Source organism: Rhodococcus sp. 06-418-5 (assembly GCF_002258285.1).
Taxonomy (GTDB): domain Bacteria; phylum Actinomycetota; class Actinomycetes; order Mycobacteriales; family Mycobacteriaceae; genus Rhodococcoides.
Genome location: NZ_NOYE01000012.1, coordinates 683052 through 699886 on the forward strand (window position 1 = coordinate 683052; position 16835 = coordinate 699886).

Annotated in this window: 14 protein-coding genes; 7 read left to right on the top strand and 7 right to left on the bottom strand. The window is 65.2% G+C overall.

The window, feature by feature from the left end; all coding sequences use genetic code 11:
* Nucleotides 1-37: 37 nt before the first annotated feature.
* The 4 genes from CH274_RS08885 to CH274_RS08900 form a co-directional block, all read right to left on the bottom strand.
* On the bottom strand, nt 38-337 hold the full coding sequence (locus CH274_RS08885) for a Rieske (2Fe-2S) protein (protein WP_032398064.1): 300 nt from the start codon (nt 335-337) through the stop codon (nt 38-40).
* Entirely contained in the window at nt 334-2823 is a 2490-nt protein-coding gene (gene nirB / locus CH274_RS08890) for a nitrite reductase large subunit NirB (protein WP_094657156.1), read from the bottom strand. The genes CH274_RS08885 and nirB overlap by 4 nt, the downstream gene beginning before the upstream one ends.
* Nucleotides 2823-3170 carry a hypothetical protein gene (locus tag CH274_RS08895; protein WP_032398066.1) on the bottom strand — a complete coding sequence of 116 codons (348 nt, stop codon included), beginning with the start codon at nt 3168-3170 and terminating at the stop codon, nt 2823-2825. The genes nirB and CH274_RS08895 overlap by 1 nt, the downstream gene beginning before the upstream one ends.
* A gap of 100 nt (nt 3171-3270) precedes the next feature.
* Nucleotides 3271-4173, bottom strand: a complete 903-nt coding sequence (locus tag CH274_RS08900) for a PAC2 family protein (RefSeq protein WP_032398465.1) — start codon at nt 4171-4173, stop codon at nt 3271-3273.
* 173 nt (nt 4174-4346) lie between these two features.
* Here CH274_RS08900 and metH point away from each other — a divergent pair, with 173 nt between their 5' ends.
* From metH to hisG, 4 genes are read left to right on the top strand one after another with little or no spacing between them, the layout of a single operon-like run.
* A complete protein-coding gene (gene metH / locus CH274_RS08905) occupies nt 4347-7916 on the top strand; it encodes a methionine synthase (RefSeq protein WP_032398067.1) in 3570 nt (1189 codons plus the stop codon).
* Nucleotides 7909-8589, top strand: a complete 681-nt coding sequence (locus CH274_RS08910) for an HAD family hydrolase (RefSeq protein WP_094657157.1) — start codon at nt 7909-7911, stop codon at nt 8587-8589. The genes metH and CH274_RS08910 overlap by 8 nt, the downstream gene beginning before the upstream one ends.
* A 50-nt stretch (nt 8590-8639) precedes the next feature.
* Entirely contained in the window at nt 8640-8903 is a 264-nt protein-coding gene (locus CH274_RS08915; protein ID WP_032398466.1) for a phosphoribosyl-ATP diphosphatase, read from the top strand.
* Between the two features lie 46 nt (nt 8904-8949).
* Complete coding sequence (gene hisG / locus CH274_RS08920) at nt 8950-9801, top strand: ATP phosphoribosyltransferase (RefSeq protein WP_032398069.1); 852 nt, start codon at nt 8950-8952, stop codon at nt 9799-9801.
* Nucleotides 9802-9870: 69 nt separating this feature from the next.
* On the opposite strand, the gene CH274_RS08925 is transcribed toward hisG, so the two are convergent.
* Nucleotides 9871-10683, bottom strand: coding sequence for a thioesterase family protein (locus tag CH274_RS08925; protein ID WP_094629986.1), 813 nt, complete (start codon nt 10681-10683; stop codon nt 9871-9873).
* Nucleotides 10680-11519, bottom strand: coding sequence for a RecB family exonuclease (locus tag CH274_RS08930; protein WP_094648007.1), 840 nt, complete (start codon nt 11517-11519; stop codon nt 10680-10682). The genes CH274_RS08925 and CH274_RS08930 overlap by 4 nt, the downstream gene beginning before the upstream one ends.
* Nucleotides 11520-11877: 358 nt before the next feature.
* On the opposite strand from CH274_RS08930, the gene CH274_RS08935 reads away from it, so the two are divergent.
* Nucleotides 11878-12744: a tRNA (adenine-N1)-methyltransferase gene (locus CH274_RS08935; RefSeq protein WP_045199744.1), complete on the top strand. Its 867-nt coding sequence runs from the start codon at nt 11878-11880 to the stop codon at nt 12742-12744.
* Between the two features lie 34 nt (nt 12745-12778).
* Here CH274_RS08935 and CH274_RS08940 read toward each other — a convergent pair whose 3' ends face one another.
* The gene (locus CH274_RS08940; RefSeq protein WP_094657288.1) at nt 12779-13264 is read right to left on the bottom strand and encodes a hypothetical protein; all 486 of its coding nucleotides are present in this window, start codon (nt 13262-13264) and stop codon (nt 12779-12781) included.
* Nucleotides 13265-13448: 184 nt separating this feature from the next.
* Between CH274_RS08940 and arc the strand changes: the two genes are divergently transcribed.
* Nucleotides 13449-15212, top strand: a complete 1764-nt coding sequence (arc, locus tag CH274_RS08945; RefSeq protein WP_045199741.1) for a proteasome ATPase — start codon at nt 13449-13451, stop codon at nt 15210-15212.
* A gap of 82 nt (nt 15213-15294) precedes the next feature.
* Complete coding sequence (gene dop / locus CH274_RS08950; protein WP_032398070.1) at nt 15295-16794, top strand: depupylase/deamidase Dop; 1500 nt, start codon at nt 15295-15297, stop codon at nt 16792-16794.
* Nucleotides 16795-16835: the final 41 nt, after the last annotated feature.

The window sequence follows — 16835 nt, forward strand, 5'->3', positions numbered from 1 at the left end:
CCAGGGGCGCAGGGTCTCGGTCGTTCGACCGTGCCGGTTACAGCTCCACGGTCACTTTTCCGTCCACCACTGCGGCGGGGTAGGTGCGCACGGAGCCTATGCCGCTGGGGCAGGTGCCGTCGTCGAGCGAGAACGTGTACTGATGCAGTGGGCAGACGACGATGGATCCGTCGATCTGACCGTCTGCCAGTGGCCCACCCTTGTGCGGGCACACGGCATCCATCGCCCGCACCGAGCCGTCGCTGAGCAGGAACACGGCAACCTGCTTGCCGTCCACCACGTAGGCGCGTCCCTCGCCGGGTGTCATGTCCTCCACGGCCCCGACCGGCACACTCATCGGACCGGTACCTGTGGGAGCGGAAGCAGGGGCAGCGACGGGGTGAACTGGGCCGGTGACTTCGGTGCCGCGCGGTCCTGCCAGGGGTCGACGTACCCGTCCACCGATGCCTGCACCCGCTCGTCGAGTCCGGCGACGATGCCGTCCCGGTCGTCGATCAGCACGGCCTGCAGTTCTTCCAGGCCGACACGGGGAACCCATGCGTACGTTCGCTCGAGCCACTGAGCGTTCTCGCGGTAGTGCTGGATGAACCTGCCTGCCACGGTGAGAACCTCCTCGGCCCCTGTCACGGTGGCCAGTAGATCACCCTTGCGGATGTGTGCGCCTGCCGCGCCACCGACGTAGATCTCCCATTTGTCCTCGCCGACCGAGACGACGCCGAAGTCCTTGCACAGTGCCTCCGAGCAGTTGCGCGGGCAGCCCGCGACCGCAAGCTTCAACTTCGCGGGGGTCTCCAGGCCCTGGAACCGCTCTTCGAGGGCGATGCCCAGGGCTGTCGAGTCGCCGAGGCCGAAGCGACAGAAGTCGCTGCCGACGCAGGTTTTCACCGTGCGCATGCTCTTGCCGTAGGCGAAGCCGGAGGGCATGTCCAGATCGCCCCACACCTTCGGTAGATCCTCCTTCTTGATGCCGAGAAGGTCGATCCGCTGTCCGCCGGTGACTTTGACCAGCGGAACGTGGTACTTGTCCGCGACGTCGGCGATCCTGCGCAACTGATCCGGGGTGGTGACGCCACCCTTCATCTGCGGCACCACCGAGAACGTGCCGTCGCGCTGGATGTTGGCGTGGACGCGGTCGTTGATGAACAGTGCGCCGCGCTCGTCGACCCAGTCCGGACCCCACACCGTCCGCAGCAACGATGCCAACGGCATCTTGGCGGCGGCGTCCTCCGTTCCCTCGGTCGCCAGCGCCGCGAACACCGCGGACACCGCCCGAAGATCCTGCGCCCGAACGGCGTCGATCAGCTCGGGCTTCGTCATGGGGATGCAGGGCACGTACCAGTCGGCGGTGGGATCGGCCTCGACCGCACCGCCCGCAGCGCACGCGATGATGTCCTGGACCAGACCCTTGCAGGATCCGCACCCTTTGCCCGCACGGGTCTTCGCGGTCACGTCGCTCAGGTTCTTCGCGCCCGCGTGCACGCAGGCCACGATGGCACCCTTGGTGACACCGTTGCAGTTGCACACCTGCACGTCGTCGGCCAGTTCGGCGGCTCCCGTTGCCGCGGAGGGAGTTCCCATGTCGAAGAGCATGCTGATGCGCTCGTCGGGCAACGGCACTTTCTCGTCGAACGCCTGCGTCAGGAAGTTGGCCTTGGAGATGTCGCCGAGCAGGGTGGCACCGACCAGCTTGTTGTTCCGGACGATCACCGATTTGTAGGTGCCACTGCGCGGCTCGTAGAACTGGACGAACTCGTCGTCGTCGCGTTCGGGCGCGGTGATCCCCATCGAGGCGACGTCCACGCCGGCCACCTTGAGCTTGGTGGTCAGCCGCGAACCGTGATACGCCGCAGTGGTATCGGCTCCGGTGAGCACATCGGCCAACACGACGGCCTGCTCCCACAGCGGCGCGACGAGACCGTAGACCTCGCCGCGATGCTGACAGCATTCACCCACGGCATAGATGGAACCCTCGTCCTCGCAACGCAATTGGTCGTCGACGACGATTCCTCGTTCGATCACCAGACCTCCGGCGCGAGCGAAATCGACACTGGGACGAATGCCCGCGGTGACCACGACCATGTCCGCGTCGAGCGAGGTGCCGTCGTTGAACCCGACGCCCGTGACGACGCCGTCCTCGGATCGCAACACCGACGTGGTCCGCTTTGAGGTGTGCACGCCCACGCCGAGGGACTCGATCTTGTTGCGCAGCACTCGTCCGCCGCGCTCGTCGAGCTGTTGGTTCATCAGGTGACCGGGGGAGTGCACCACGTTCACCTCCAGACCCTGCGTGCGCAAGCCGTAAGCGGCTTCGAGTCCGAGGAGTCCGCCGCCGATGACGACCGCCGAGACGTCGTCACGCGACTGCGCCATCTGCAGCATGCCGTTGGTGTCGGCGATGGTGCGGAAGCCGAACACGCCGCGCGCCAGCCTGCCGTCGGACTCGCGCAGGCCGTCCATGTTCGGGAAGAACGTGTTGCTGCCGGTGGCGATGATCAGCACGTCGTAGTCGACGGACCGCCCGCTCTCGCAGACGACGGTCTTGGAGAACCGGTCGAGCGTGACCGCGCGGTCCCCGGCGTGCAACGTGACGCCGTTCTCGCTGTACCAGCTCATCGGGTTGAGGATCAGATCCTCGTCGTCGACGGTGGCCTCGCCGGACAGCACGTGCGAGAGCATGATTCGGTTGTAGTTGCCGTACGGCTCGTCGCCGATCATGGTGATCTCGAACAGCGAACTGCCGTCGCGTTTGATGATTTCTTCGACGGCCCTGGCACCGGCCATCCCGTTACCGACCACCAACAGTCGCTGCTTGCCTGCGGTCATCAGATCAGCACCAGACCGAAATCGACGACGACCTCTCCGCTGGTTCCGGCAGGGGCGGCAATCACCAGTTCGAGCACCGTGTCCGGATCCACGTCCTCGACCACGCGCAGCGGAATGTTCACTCCGCTCTTGGCACCCATCGGGAACATGCGCATCGGGCTGCCGTCGCGTAGCAGGGTCACGACCACCAGCTCGTCGCTCGAGTTTCCGCCGCGAAAGTACAGGGGCTGAGCAGTCGCACCCTCGGGGACGACGAAGCTCAGGCTGGGATCGATCAGCTCGGGCTTGTCCAGACCGTGCCCGGTGAAGGAGAAGATGCCGTGCAGGAATCGCGGTGTGCTGGCCATACCCACGAGGTTGCGGGGTCGGGGTGACGTCACCGCTGCGGTGACGTTACGTCGGGATCAGAAAGACCTCACCGGCTCCCGGTCCCTCGTGTGCGGTCGGTCAGAGTCCGAAGTTGCCCGGACCGCGTCGCCTCAGGTATTTCTCGAACTCGGCCGCGATGGCGTCGCCGTCGATCTTGGCGATCGCATCGGACATGTCCACCTCGGCGTCGCCGCGCTCCTCGAGGCTGCGGACGTATTCGCTGATCTCCTCGTCTTCCTTCGTCATCTCGGTCACCGCCTCTTCCCATTCCTCGGCCTGGGTTGGCAGTTCGCCGAGAGGTACCTCGATGTCGAGCACGTCCTCGACCCGCTGCAGCAGCGCCACGGTCGCCTTCGGGTTGGGCGGCTGAGAGACGTAGTGGGGAACAGCAGCCCAGAAGGAGACCGCGGGCACCCCGGCCTTGACGCACTCGTCCTGCAGCACGCCGGTGATTCCGGTCGGTCCCTCGTAGCGGGTCTGTTCGAGGTTGAACTGTTCGGCCGACTCGGTGCTGTAGGCGGTACCGGTCACCGGAACGGGCCTGGTGTGTGGGGTGTCGGCCAGCAGGGCTCCCAGGATCACCACGGTCTCGACGCCGAGCTGTTCGACGAATTCGAGCAGGTCGTCGCAGAAGCTGCGCCAGCGCATGTTCGGCTCGATTCCGCGCAGCAGCACCACATCGCGTGAGCTGCCGGGAGGCGAACACACCGACAGCCGCGTCGACGGCCACTCGATCTCGCGAGTGACGCCGTCCACCTGGCGGACGGTCGGACGGTTGACCTGGTAGTCGTAGTAGTCCTCGGAGTCCAGCTCGGCCAACGGGCTGGCGTCCCAGATCAGCTCCAGATGTTCGATCGCACCGCTGGCCGCATCGCCTGCGTCGTTCCACCCCTCGAAGGCAGCCACCAGGATCGGGGAGCGCAACTCGGGAATGTCGTCGTCGAGATCATCGAGATCGTCGGGGTCTGTGGCGTTGGCCACAGCGTCGTGGACGGCCTCGATCAATGCAGCATCGAGAGGCACATCCGATCCGGCACCTGAAATGTCCGTATTTTCGGTACCGTCGTCGATCGGGGACTGGCCATCGAGGTTTCGGGGACTCACCACGACAGCCTACGACCCGACGTAACTTCGGTGCCCACTACTCTGTAGTGATGCCCGCTGAACACAAGCCCAGTCTGCTCGATGCGATTTCACGTCGCGTTGTCATCGGCGACGGCGCGATGGGCACGATGCTCCAGGATGCCGAGCTGACTCTCGACGACTTCATCGGTCTCGAAGGCTGCAACGAAATCCTCAACGACACCCGGCCGGACGTCCTGCGGGAGATCCACCGCGAGTACTTCGCGGCAGGCGCGGACGCCGTCGAGACCAACACCTTCGGGTGCAACCTGCCGAACCTCGCCGACTACGACATCGAGGACCGCATCCGTGAACTCGCGGAGAAGGGCACCCGGCTCGCGCGCGAGACCGCAGACGAGATGGGCCCCGGCCGCGATGGAATGGGCCGCTACGTGCTGGGCTCGATGGGCCCGGGCACCAAGCTCCCCACCCTCGGACACGCTCCGTTCGCCCGACTGCGCGACGCCTACACCGAGGCCGCCCTCGGCATGATCGACGGCGGTGCCGACGCCATCCTGGTCGAGACCTGCCAGGATCTACTGCAGGTCAAAGCCGCGATCATCGGCAGTCAGCATGCGATGGACCGCCTCGGCGTCCGCATCCCGATCATCACCCACGTCACCGTCGAGACAACGGGCGCGATGCTCGTCGGCAGCGAGATCGGTGCCGCACTGACCGCACTCGAACCCCTCGGTATCGACATGATCGGGCTCAACTGTGCGACCGGTCCGGCCGAGATGAGCGAGCACCTGCGTCATCTGTCCAAGCATTCACGACTTCCGGTGTCGGTCATGCCCAACGCCGGCCTGCCGACGCTGGGCGCGAAAGGTGCCGAGTACCCCCTGACCGCCCCCGAACTGGCCGAGGCTCTGAGCGGTTTCGTCAACGAGTACGGGTTGGCTCTGGTCGGCGGTTGCTGTGGCACCACGCCCGAGCACATCCGCCAGGTTGCCGACATGGTCCACGGGGCAACGAAACTGGAACGTCGGCCTGCACCCGAGCCGGGCGTGTCCTCGCTGTACACCGCCGTTCCGTTCGAACAGGATGCGAGCATCCTGATGATCGGTGAGCGCACCAACTCCAACGGGTCCAAAGCATTTCGCGACGCGATGCTCGCCGAGGACTACGAGAAGTGCCTCGACATCGCCAAGGATCAGACGCGCGACGGTGCCCACATGCTCGATCTCAACGTCGACTACGTCGGTCGCGACGGTGCCGCAGACATGGCCGCGTTGGCCAGCCGCCTGGCGACCGCGTCGACCCTGCCGATCATGCTCGACTCCACCGAACCTGCCGTCCTGGAAGCAGGGTTGGAGCACCTCGGTGGCCGCAGCGCGGTCAACTCGGTCAACTACGAGGACGGCGACGGGCCCGACTCGCGGTTCCAGAAGATCATGCGTCTGGTCAAGGAGCACGGTGCCGCTGTCGTCGCTCTGACCATCGACGAAGAAGGACAGGCACGTACGGCCGAGTGGAAGGTGCGAGTCGCGGACCGGTTGATCACCGACATCACCGAGAACTGGGGCCTGCGCCACGAGGACATCATCGTCGACACCCTCACCTTCCCGATCTCGACGGGCCAGGAAGAGGTGCGACGCGACGGCATCGAGACCATCGAGGCGATCCGGCAGCTCAAGGAGAAGTACCCGAAGGTGCACACCACCCTCGGGCTGTCGAACATCTCGTTCGGCCTCAATCCCGCTGCACGCCAGGTGCTCAACTCGGTTTTCCTGCACGAATGCACGCAGGCCGGTCTCGATACCGCCATCGTGCACGCGTCGAAGATCTTGCCGATGAACAAGATTCCCGACGAGCAGCGCGAGACGGCCCTCGATCTGGTGTACGACCGCCGCAGCGAGGGCTACGACCCGCTGCAGAAGCTCATGCAGCTCTTCGAGGGCGTCTCCGCGGCCTCAGCTCGCGAATCCCGCGCCGAGGAACTCGGCCGACTGCCGCTGTTCGAGCGACTCGAACGGCGCATCGTCGACGGTGAACGCAACGGCCTCGACGCCGATCTCGACACCGCGATGACCGAGAAGCCGCCGCTCGAGATCATCAACGAGACGTTGCTCTCGGGGATGAAGACCGTGGGCGAGCTGTTCGGCTCCGGGCAGATGCAGCTGCCGTTCGTGCTCGCCTCCGCCGAGGTGATGAAAGCTGCTGTGGCGTACCTCGAGCCGCACATGGAGGCGACCGACGACGACGGCAAGGGCCGCATCGTGCTCGGTACCGTCAAGGGCGACGTGCACGACATCGGCAAGAACCTCGTCGACATCATCTTGAGCAACAACGGCTACGAGGTGGTCAATCTCGGTATCAAGCAACCGATTTCGACCATTCTGGAAGCCGCGATCGACAAGCGCGCCGACGTGATCGGCATGTCCGGGCTGCTGGTGAAGTCGACGGTGGTCATGAAGGACAACCTGATCGAACTCAACTCGCGCGGTGTCGCCGAGCAATTCCCGGTGCTCCTCGGCGGAGCCGCGCTGACGCGGTCCTATGTCGAGAACGATCTGCAGGACGTCTACGAAGGCGACGTGCACTATGCGCGAGACGCGTTCGAAGGTCTTCGGTTGATGGACACCATCATGACCACCAAGCGTGGCGGCGGTCCGGCTCCGGACAGCCCCGAGGCACTCGCCGCGAAGGCCAAGGCGGCCGAGCGCAAGGAACGTCACGAGCGCTCCAAGCGAATCGCCGAGAAGCGCAAGGCCGCCGAGGCGCCGGTGGTCGTGCCCGAGCGATCCGATGTCGCTGCCGATATCGACATCCCGGTGCCACCCTTCTGGGGCACGCGCATCGTCAAGGGCGTGTCGCTGTCGGAGTACTCGGGGCTGCTCGACGAGCGGGCTCTGTTCCTGGGGCAGTGGGGTCTGCGCGGTGCACGTAAGGGCGAAGGCGCCACATACGAGGATCTGGTGGAATCGGAAGGCAAACCGCGCCTGCGTTATTGGCTGGATCGCCTGAGCACCGACGGCATCCTCGCGCATGCGGCGTTGGTGTACGGATACTTCCCGGCGGTGTCCGAGGGCGACGACGTCGTCGTGCTCACCGAACCCGAACCCGACGCGCCCGAACGCTTCCGATTCACGTTCCCGCGTCAGCACCGCGACCGGTTCCTGTGCATCGCGGACTTCGTGCGATCGCGTTCGGCTGCACGGGAATCGGGCCAGGTCGATGTTCTGCCGATGAACCTGGTGACGATGGGGCAGCCCATCGCGGACTTCGCCAACGAGCTGTTCGCTGCCGACTCGTACCGCGACTACCTCGAGGTCCACGGAATCGGAGTTCAGCTCACCGAGGCCTTGGCCGAGTACTGGCATCGCCGGGTACGCGAGGAACTGAAACTGTCCGACGGCAATTCCGTTGCCTCGGAGGATCCCACCGAGGCCGAAGGCTTCTTCAAACTCGAATATCGCGGTGCGCGTTACTCGTTCGGCTACGGAGCCTGCCCGGATCTCGAGGACCGCATCAAGCTCGCCGCGCTTCTCGAACCCGAGCGGATCGGCGTGAAGCTCTCCGAGGAACTGCAGCTGCACCCCGAACAGTCGACCGATGCATTCGTGCTTCATCACCCGGAGGCCAAGTACTTCAATGTCTAGTCCAACTCACCTGCACGGTGTCCTGTGGGACATGGACGGCACACTGCTCGACTCGGAGAAGATCTGGGACGTCGCTATCAGTGAGTACTCCCGCTCCCTGGGAACCGAACTCAGCGCGGAAGTACGCGAGAGCACCCTCGGTAACTCGATGCGGGACGCGCTGAGCACGGTGCTGGCCAACGCCTCGGTGGAGGTCACCGACGATCATCTGGCCGAGGGGCGCGAATGGCTGACCGCCCGCGTCGGAGACCTGTTCGCCGAGGGGATTCCGTGGCGACCAGGTGCCAAGGACGCCCTTGCGCTCGTGCGCGAGATGGGCCTGTCCACTGGGCTGGTCACCAACACCGAACGCGGTCTGGTCGAGCGGGCACTGGACACCCTGGGTCGCGAGTACTTCGACATCACCGTCACCGGCGACGAGGTCGAGGCAGGCAAACCGCACCCGGCACCTTACCTACGCGGTGCTGCGTTGCTCGGACTCGAGGCCGCGTCGTGCCTTGCGGTCGAGGATTCGCCCACCGGATCGCTCTCTGCCCACACGGCGGGGTGTCCGGTGTTGGTGGTTCCCTCCGAGATCGCAGTGCAGGCGGCACCCGGATACACGATTCGCGACGGTCTCGTCGGACTCACTGCCGAGGACGTTCGCCGGGCCTGGTCGGGCCGAACGCCCTAATCTCGACCGTATTCGTGTACCCGAGTGACGACGTGAAAGAATATCCAGTCGTGAAGACTTTCGATTCGCTGTTCGCCGAGCTCACCGATCGCTCGAAGACCCGTCCCGAGGGTTCGGGCACCGTCGCAGCGTTGGACGCTGGAGTTCATTTCCAGGGCAAGAAGGTCCTCGAAGAAGCAGGTGAAGTGTGGATCGCTGCCGAGCACGAGAGCGACGAGGCGCTCGCCGAGGAGATTTCGCAGCTTCTCTACTGGGTCCAGGTGATGATGGTGGGCAGAGGCCTCGAACTCGAGGACGTCTACAAACATCTGTGAGTTCGATCCGCTTGTCGCTCACGAACTCGTCGAACAAGGACACTCCATGCTGCGCGTAGCCGTACCCAACAAGGGCGCTCTCTCCGAGTCCGCCGCCGAAATTCTCAGTGAAGCCGGCTACCGACGCCGAAGCGACTCGAAGGACCTGACGGTTCTCGATCCGGCGAACGGCGTCGAGTTCTTCTTTCTCCGCCCCAAGGACATCGCGATCTACGTCGGATCCGGGCAATTGGATCTGGGTATCACCGGACGCGACCTGGCGCTCGATTCCGGTGCCGCGGTCGAGGAACGGCTGGCACTCGGGTTCGGCCGATCGACCTTCCGCTACGCCGCACCCGCGGGCAAGCAGTGGGCACCCGAGGACCTGGGCGGACTGCGCATCGCCACGTCCTATCCCAACCTGGTGCGTAAGGATCTGGCCGCCAGAGGACTCGAGGCTACGGTCATCCGCCTCGACGGTGCGGTCGAGATCTCCATCCAGCTCGGTGTGGCCGACGCGATCGCCGACGTGGTGGAGTCGGGACGTTCGTTGCGTCAGAACAATCTCGTGGCCTTCGGCGAATCTCTCTGCGATTCGGAGGGTGTGTTGATCGAACGAGCAGGCGCTCCGGGCACCGACTCCGCACGCAAGCAACTCATCGCCCGTGTCCAGGGCGTCGTCTTCGCGCAGCAGTACCTGATGCTCGATTACGACTGCCCCAAGGCGATCCTCGACGAGGCCGTGAAGATCACCCCGGGAATCGAATCGCCGACCCTCGCCCCGATGGTCGACGACAACTGGGTTGCCGTGCGCGCCATGGTTTCTCGCAAGGTCCACAACAACGTCATGGATCAGCTCGCCGAGCTGGGTGCCAAGGCGATCCTCGCGTCCGACATCAGGTCCTGTCGAGCATTCTGAGTCCGGGTAGCCGACGGGTCGTGTCGCGCGTTGCGTGCGCGCCGCGGGTGCCCCGATCGTTGTCGCTCGTCAGGTGCGACGCCGAACCAATACCGTCTGCGCGATGCGCCCGACCGGTCCCAGTTCATCGCTGAGCGTGCCTGCACACATGGCGATACCGTCGGGACCGGTGGAGGTCTCCGCCGAGACTCCTACCCATTCACCCTGCGGCACCCTGAACACGTGCACGGTCAGGTCGGTGTTCAAGAACGTCCATTCGTCGATCGGCAGTTTCGCACCGATGCCGTTGGCGATATCCGCAATCGAGAAGAGTCGTTCCAGGGGTGTCATCGATTCACCCTGCACGAGAACGGGTGTGGGCCTGGCCCAGATCTCACCCGGTCCGTCGGCTCCGAGTCCGGTGAGGATCTTGAACTCGACGGCGTCGAGATAACCCGACGACCAGGTGCCACCGAAGGTGTAGTCGACACCGTCGCTCACCGGTCGCATCACCGGATCGCCCGAGTGAGCCACGTCGTCCGTCGGCGTGGTGCGCATACGCCATGCGCTGCCCCGGGCGACAGCGCGCGCAGTTCCCGAGGCACCGGCCGCCCAGAGTTCCGCCACGACGAGCTCGATGTTGGTACCGGGACGCTCCGTCCATGCTCGGATCTCGATGTCGCCGACCGGAACCGGTCCGAGGATGTCCACGGCCACCCGACTGATCCGGGTGTCCTCGCGCGCGTCGACGCGCTCGAGTGCACGGACCAACAGGGCGGACGGCGGTGCCCCGTGCTGCATCGTCGGTGCCCACAGGCTGACGGTGTGCTCGGTGGCGGTGACCCTCTCGTGGCCTTCACTGCCGACACCGGCGGGGACGAAGAAGGCGTTCGGAATCGTCACTGCTCGGACACCGTAGAAGCCTGGGCCGTCTGCGGCCAACCCGGATACGGCGGGGGAGTGCCGCCGAACTCGGGGCACAGGGCCTGGTGGTCGCACCACTTGCACAGTGCGCCCTTCTTGGCGCGGAAGTCGCCGGTCTCGCCTGCGGCCAGAATCGCTTTCCAGATGGCAGACAGCATGCGCTCGAACCTGCGCAGCTCGTCTTCGTCCGGAGCGTAGGTCAGTTCCTGCTTGTCGGCCAGATACATCAATTTCAGTTGCGCCGGAACGACGCCGCGCATGCGCATGATCATCAGGGCGTAGAACTTCATCTGGAACAGCGCCTTGGACTCGGTGAACTCCCGCGGAGCCCGGCCCGTCTTGTAGTCGACGACGCGGATCATGCCGTTGGGTGCGACGTCGATTCGATCGATGAATCCCCGAAGCGGCGTGCCGTCGTCCAGATCGATCTCCACCCGTTGCTCGCAGGACTCGGGCTCGAAGTGAGTCGGGTCCTCGAGTTCGTAGTATCCGGCGACCAGAGCCCGAGCGCGATCGAGAAAAGCCGTCCGCTCGTCGGCAGGAACCAACGACTCGATGGCGGGCGACTGGGCAACCACTCGCTCCCACGCCGGATCCACCAGGTCGCGCGCAGTCGTCGGCACTCGGTCCTGCGCAGGCAACGCGTAGAGAGCCTCCAGTGCGGCATGCACCACAGTTCCCTTGACCTGAGCTTCGGTGGAGACCTCCGGAATGCGGTCGACCGCGCGAAAGCGGTAGAGGAGAGGACACTGCTTGAAATCGCCTGCGCGGGAGGGCGACAACGCCGGCGTGCTGCGGGGGCTCGGCACCGCCAGCGGCGGTCGCGCGCTGTCGCCGAGGTCGAGTAGAGGCAAGTCGATGGGCGTCGACACGGAAATACTCACGACTGCGAGACTATGCCGTTGGTCCGACATCTTCGGTCAAGGCCGTAGTCTGGCACGTCGAGTCGTCCCAGGTGTCGGACCAACAGGTCGGGCGTCGAACAGAGCAACGAAAGCAGGTTCCGCTGTGCCGTCCGGTGATGCTGTGTCCTTCGGTGATTCCGCGTCCGCGGCGAGCGACGGTTCCGAGGTCGACGCGATCGTCGACGTTCCGGCTCCAGGTGCAGACGAGGTGGTCACCGCGACCGTCGACGAGATCGAACTCGACGACGCTACGACGATCGACGACGGGATGCCCGTCGAGCCGGTACCGACCGGACCCGCCCGCAGCGGTCCGTTCCGCGTCGGAGACCGAGTCCAGCTCACCGACGGCAAGGGCCGTCACTACACGGTGGTGCTCGAGGCGGGCAAGGAATTCCACACGCACCGGGGCGGGATCACCCACGACAAACTGCTCGGGGCCGACGAGGGCAGCGTCGTCACGTCCGTCAACGGCACCCCCTACCTCGCGCTTCGGCCGCTGTTGACCGACTACGTGCTGTCGATGCCGCGTGGCGCGCAGGTCATCTACCCCAAGGATGCAGCCCAGATCGTCCACGAGGGCGACATGTTCCCCGGAGCCCGCGTACTCGAGGCCGGTGCCGGATCGGGCGCTCTGACGTGCTCGCTGCTGCGTGCGGTGGGTACGGAAGGAACGGTCATCTCCTACGAGATCCGCCAGGACCATGCCGACTACGCGATCAAGAACGTCGAGACGTTCTTCGGCGAGCGGCCGTCCAACTGGCACCTGACGGTGGCCGACGTGGATCGGTTCGGTGTCGATCGACCGGGGGAGCAGGTGGATCGGGTGGTTCTCGACATGCTGGCCCCCTGGGACGCACTGCCCGCCGTATCGAAAGCTCTCGTTCCGGGCGGAGTGCTGTTGGTCTACGTCGCGACGGTGACGCAGCTGTCCAAGGTCGTCGAAGCCCTACGCGCACAGGAATGCTGGACCGAACCCCGTTCGTGGGAGTCGATGGTGCGCGGGTGGCACGTCGTGGGACTGGCGGTTCGGCCCGAGCATCGGATGCAGGGGCACACCGCATTCCTCGTGAGTGTTCGACGCCTCGCCGAGGGCACTGTCACGCCGAAGCCGCAGCGTCGATCCGGCAAGGGATGACGATCGGCGTCGGCGAGGATTCCGACCTCTCGGTCTAGGCGCAGGGAGCCTGTCCCATAGCGAGAATCTGGCAGGTGCTGGCATCGGAGAGCTTCCAGTCGCCATCGATCAGCACCCAGGTCTGAGGGGACGGAGCTGCCGTTCCCCGAGGGGTGGCGATCGCGACGTCGGCGGTCGACGTCTCGCCCTCGACCGTCGGTTCGGCGACCTCGAACGTGATCGCGCCGTAGTTCGCCAGGGCCGCGGTCATCGTTTCGAGGTTGGTCAGGCGTGCCTGCCCGTTCTCGACCGACGCCGCCTTCGTCGCCGCGTCGACGTTCGGGGCCACCAATTGCAGCAGAGATGCTTCGAGTTCACCGGATGTCGGCGGCGCGACGGCGGGCGCATCGGCTGCCGGAACGCTGCTGTCGGCGGCCGACGTCGAATTGTGATCGGTCTGATCGGATTCATCGGCCGAGCTGCACCCGGCTACCGACATCACCGCCGTCGCGAGCGCGACAGCTACCGAGAAATTACGCATCTTCACTGGTGAAGCCCCTGATTCCGTGGTCGGTCCGCCGTTTGGTCAGGTGAGGCTAACATGAATTCGACCGACGCTCGGCGCGGTCGAGACGCAGTGCTCACACGTCCCGATCGTGGTGTCGGTCCGCACATTCGGGCCGGTGCCGGTAGCGTTGATAGATCGTCACTGGGAGGAGTCGCTCATGAGCTCAACAGACAATCCGGATGTGGCCGCGGCCAGAGCCGAACTGGACGCCGTGCGAGCCGAAGCTGCTTCGCTGCGCCGTCAACTGGGGGAGTCCCCCGAGCAGGTACGCGAACTCGAAGGTCGCGTCGATTCACTGTCTCTGCGCAACGCGAAACTGATGGACACCCTCAAAGAGGCGAGACAGCAGCTCATCGCGCTCCGGGAGGAGGTGGATCGCCTCGGCCAACCACCGAGCGGCTACGGCGTTCTGCTGAGCGTGTTCGAGGACGGCACGGTCGACGTGTTCACCTCGGGACGCAAGATGAGGCTGACGTGTTCACCGAACATCGAGGCCGATTCACTCGCACCGGGACAGACGGTGCGACTGAACGAAGCGTTGACCATCGTCGAGGCCTGCACCTTCGACCAGGTCGGCGAGATCAGCACTCTGCGTGAGCTTCTGGGCGACGGGTCGAGGGCACTCGTCGTCGGTCACGCCGACGAGGAACGAGTCGTGTGGCTGGCCAAGCCGTTGATCGACATGGTCAACGACGAGGGTCCGATCGACCCGGACGAACCGTCCCGCAAACTTCGCCCCGGCGACTCCTTGCTCGTCGACACCAAGGCCGGCTACGCCTTCGAACGTGTCCCCAAGGCCGAGGTGGAGGACCTGGTCCTCGAAGAGGTGCCGGACGTCGGATACGAGGACATCGGTGGCCTCGGGCGACAGATCGAGCAGATTCGCGACGCCGTCGAACTTCCGTTCCTGCACAAGGATCTGTTCCGCGAGTACTCCCTGCGTCCGCCCAAGGGTGTGCTGCTCTACGGCCCTCCCGGTTGCGGAAAGACGTTGATCGCCAAGGCCGTTGCCAATTCGTTGGCCAAGAAGATCGCCGAGGCCCGCGGGCAGGACGCCAAGGAAGCGAAGTCGTTCTTCCTCAACATCAAGGGCCCCGAACTGCTCAACAAGTTCGTCGGCGAGACCGAGCGGCACATCCGCATGATCTTCCAGCGCGCACGGGAGAAGGCGTCCGAGGGCACCCCGGTCATCGTGTTCTTCGACGAGATGGACTCGATCTTCCGAACCCGCGGTTCGGGCGTCTCGTCCGACGTCGAGACGACGGTCGTTCCGCAGCTGCTCGCCGAGATCGACGGCGTCGAGGGGCTGGAGAACGTCATCGTGATCGGTGCCTCCAACCGTGAGGACATGATCGACCCCGCGATCCTGCGGCCCGGTCGCCTGGACGTCAAGATCAAGATCGAGCGGCCCGACGCCGAATCGGCACAGGACATCTTCTCCAAGTACCTGACCGATTCGCTGCCGGTCAACGCCGACGACGTCGCGGAGTTCGCTGGAGACCGCGCAGCCTGCATCCGAGGGATGATCGACCGCGTCGTCGAGCGCATGTACGCCGAAAGCGACGACAACCGCTTCCTCGAGGTGACGTACGCCAACGGCGACAAGGAGGTTCTGTACTTCAAGGACTTCAACTCCGGGGCCATGATCCAGAACATCGTGGACCGCGCGAAGAAGTACGCCATCAAGTCGGTACTCGAAACCGGAAACAGCGGTCTGCGGATTCAGCATCTCTTCGACTCCATCGTCGACGAGTTCGCCGAGAACGAAGACCTGCCGAACACCACGAACCCGGACGACTGGGCTCGAATCTCCGGCAAGAAGGGCGAACGGATCGTCTACATTCGCACGCTGGTCACCGGCAAGAACGCCAGCGCGAGCCGGGCGATCGACACCGAGGCCAACACCGGCCAGTACCTGTAGCTTCGTCGAACACCACTTTCGGGGCGCGTCCGCACAGGGCGCGCCCCGAAAGCGCTCTTCGGTCGACGTCTAGGCTCGACACATGCAGCGCATCATCGGTATCGAGGTCGAGTACGGCATTTCTTCGCCCACCGAACCCACCGCCAACCCGATCCTGACGTCGACCCAGGCAGTGCTCGCCTACGCGGCGGCCGCCGGAGTTCCCCGGGCCAAGCGCACGCGCTGGGACTACGAGGTCGAATCGCCCCTGCGTGACGCTCGCGGCTTCGACCTCGGACGCTTCAGTGGCCCCGCACCGGTGATCGACGCCGACGAGATCGGCGCAGCCAACATGATTCTCACCAACGGTGCTCGCCTGTACGTCGATCACGCCCACCCCGAGTACTCGGCTCCGGAGGTACGTGACCCGCTGGACGCAGTCATCTGGGACAAGGCAGGCGAGCGCGTGATGGAAGCCGCAGCCCGCCATGCGTCGAGCGTCCCGGGAGCGCCGCGCCTGCAGCTGTACAAGAACAACGTCGACGGTAAGGGCGCGTCGTACGGCACTCACGAGAACTACCTGATGTCGCGCGAGACGCCGTTCTCGGCGGTCATCGCGGGTCTGTCGCCGTTCTTCGCCTCGAGGCAGGTCATCACCGGGTCCGGACGCGTCGGAATCGGCCAGTCCGGCGACGAAGCAGGCTTCCAGCTCTCGCAGCGGGCGGATTACATCGAGGTGGAGGTGGGCCTCGAGACCACCCTCAAACGCGGCATCATCAACACGCGCGACGAACCGCACGCGGACGCGGACAAGTACCGCCGCCTGCACTGCATCATCGGCGACGCCAATCTCGCCGAGATGTCGACCTACCTCAAGGTCGGCACCACAGCGCTCGTGCTCGACATCATCGAAGCCGGCGTCGACCTGTCCGATCTGCAGCTGGCCAGGCCGGTGACCGCAGTCCATCAGATCAGCCACGATCCGACGCTGCGCAAGGCCGTCGCTCTCGCCGACGGCCGCGAACTGACCGGGCTTGCGCTGCAGCGGATCTACCACCAGCGCGTTGCCAAGTTCGTCGCTGCCGAGGGCAGTGACGATGCGCGCGCACTCGACGTGCTCGACAAGTGGGCCATGGTCCTCGACCTTCTCGAGCGGGATCCGATGGAGTGCGCCCATCTGCTGGACTGGCCCGCGAAACTGCGCCTGCTGGAAGGATTCCGCCAGCGCGAGGGGCTCGGGTGGTCGGCTCCGCGGCTGCATCTGGTCGACCTGCAGTACTCCGATGTTCGGCTGGACAAAGGCCTGTACAACCGGCTGGTCGCTCGTGGGTCGATGGATCGACTGGTCACCGAACAGCAGGTGCTCGATGCCGTCGGCACGCCGCCGGAGGACACGAGGGCGTACTTCCGCGGCGAGTGCCTGCGCAAGTTCGGGGCAGACATCGCTGCGGCGAGCTGGGACTCGGTCATCTTCGATCTCGGCGGTGACTCCCTCGTTCGTATCCCGACCCTCGAGCCACTCCGGGGCACCAAATCGCACGTCGGTGCGCTGCTCGAGTCGGTCGACAGCGCCGCAGAGCTCGTCGATCAGCTCACCAACTGACGCACCCCGGGACCGACGCCGACCAAAGGCGGTGTCTTGTC

Coding starts and splice junctions, on each gene's coding strand:
- CH274_RS08895 (WP_032398066.1), bottom strand. CDS start 3,170: ATGGCCAGCACACCGCGATTCCTGCACGGCATCTTCTCCTTCACCGGG.
- nirB (WP_094657156.1), bottom strand. CDS start 2,823: ATGACCGCAGGCAAGCAGCGACTGTTGGTGGTCGGTAACGGGATGGCC.
- arc (WP_045199741.1), top strand. CDS start 13,449: ATGAGCTCAACAGACAATCCGGATGTGGCCGCGGCCAGAGCCGAACTG.
- hisG (WP_032398069.1), top strand. CDS start 8,950: ATGCTGCGCGTAGCCGTACCCAACAAGGGCGCTCTCTCCGAGTCCGCC.
- dop (WP_032398070.1), top strand. CDS start 15,295: ATGCAGCGCATCATCGGTATCGAGGTCGAGTACGGCATTTCTTCGCCC.
- CH274_RS08935 (WP_045199744.1), top strand. CDS start 11,878: ATGCCCGTCGAGCCGGTACCGACCGGACCCGCCCGCAGCGGTCCGTTC.
- CH274_RS08910 (WP_094657157.1), top strand. CDS start 7,909: ATGTCTAGTCCAACTCACCTGCACGGTGTCCTGTGGGACATGGACGGC.
- CH274_RS08885 (WP_032398064.1), bottom strand. CDS start 337: ATGAGTGTGCCGGTCGGGGCCGTGGAGGACATGACACCCGGCGAGGGA.
- CH274_RS08940 (WP_094657288.1), bottom strand. CDS start 13,264: ATGCGTAATTTCTCGGTAGCTGTCGCGCTCGCGACGGCGGTGATGTCG.
- metH (WP_032398067.1), top strand. CDS start 4,347: ATGCCCGCTGAACACAAGCCCAGTCTGCTCGATGCGATTTCACGTCGC.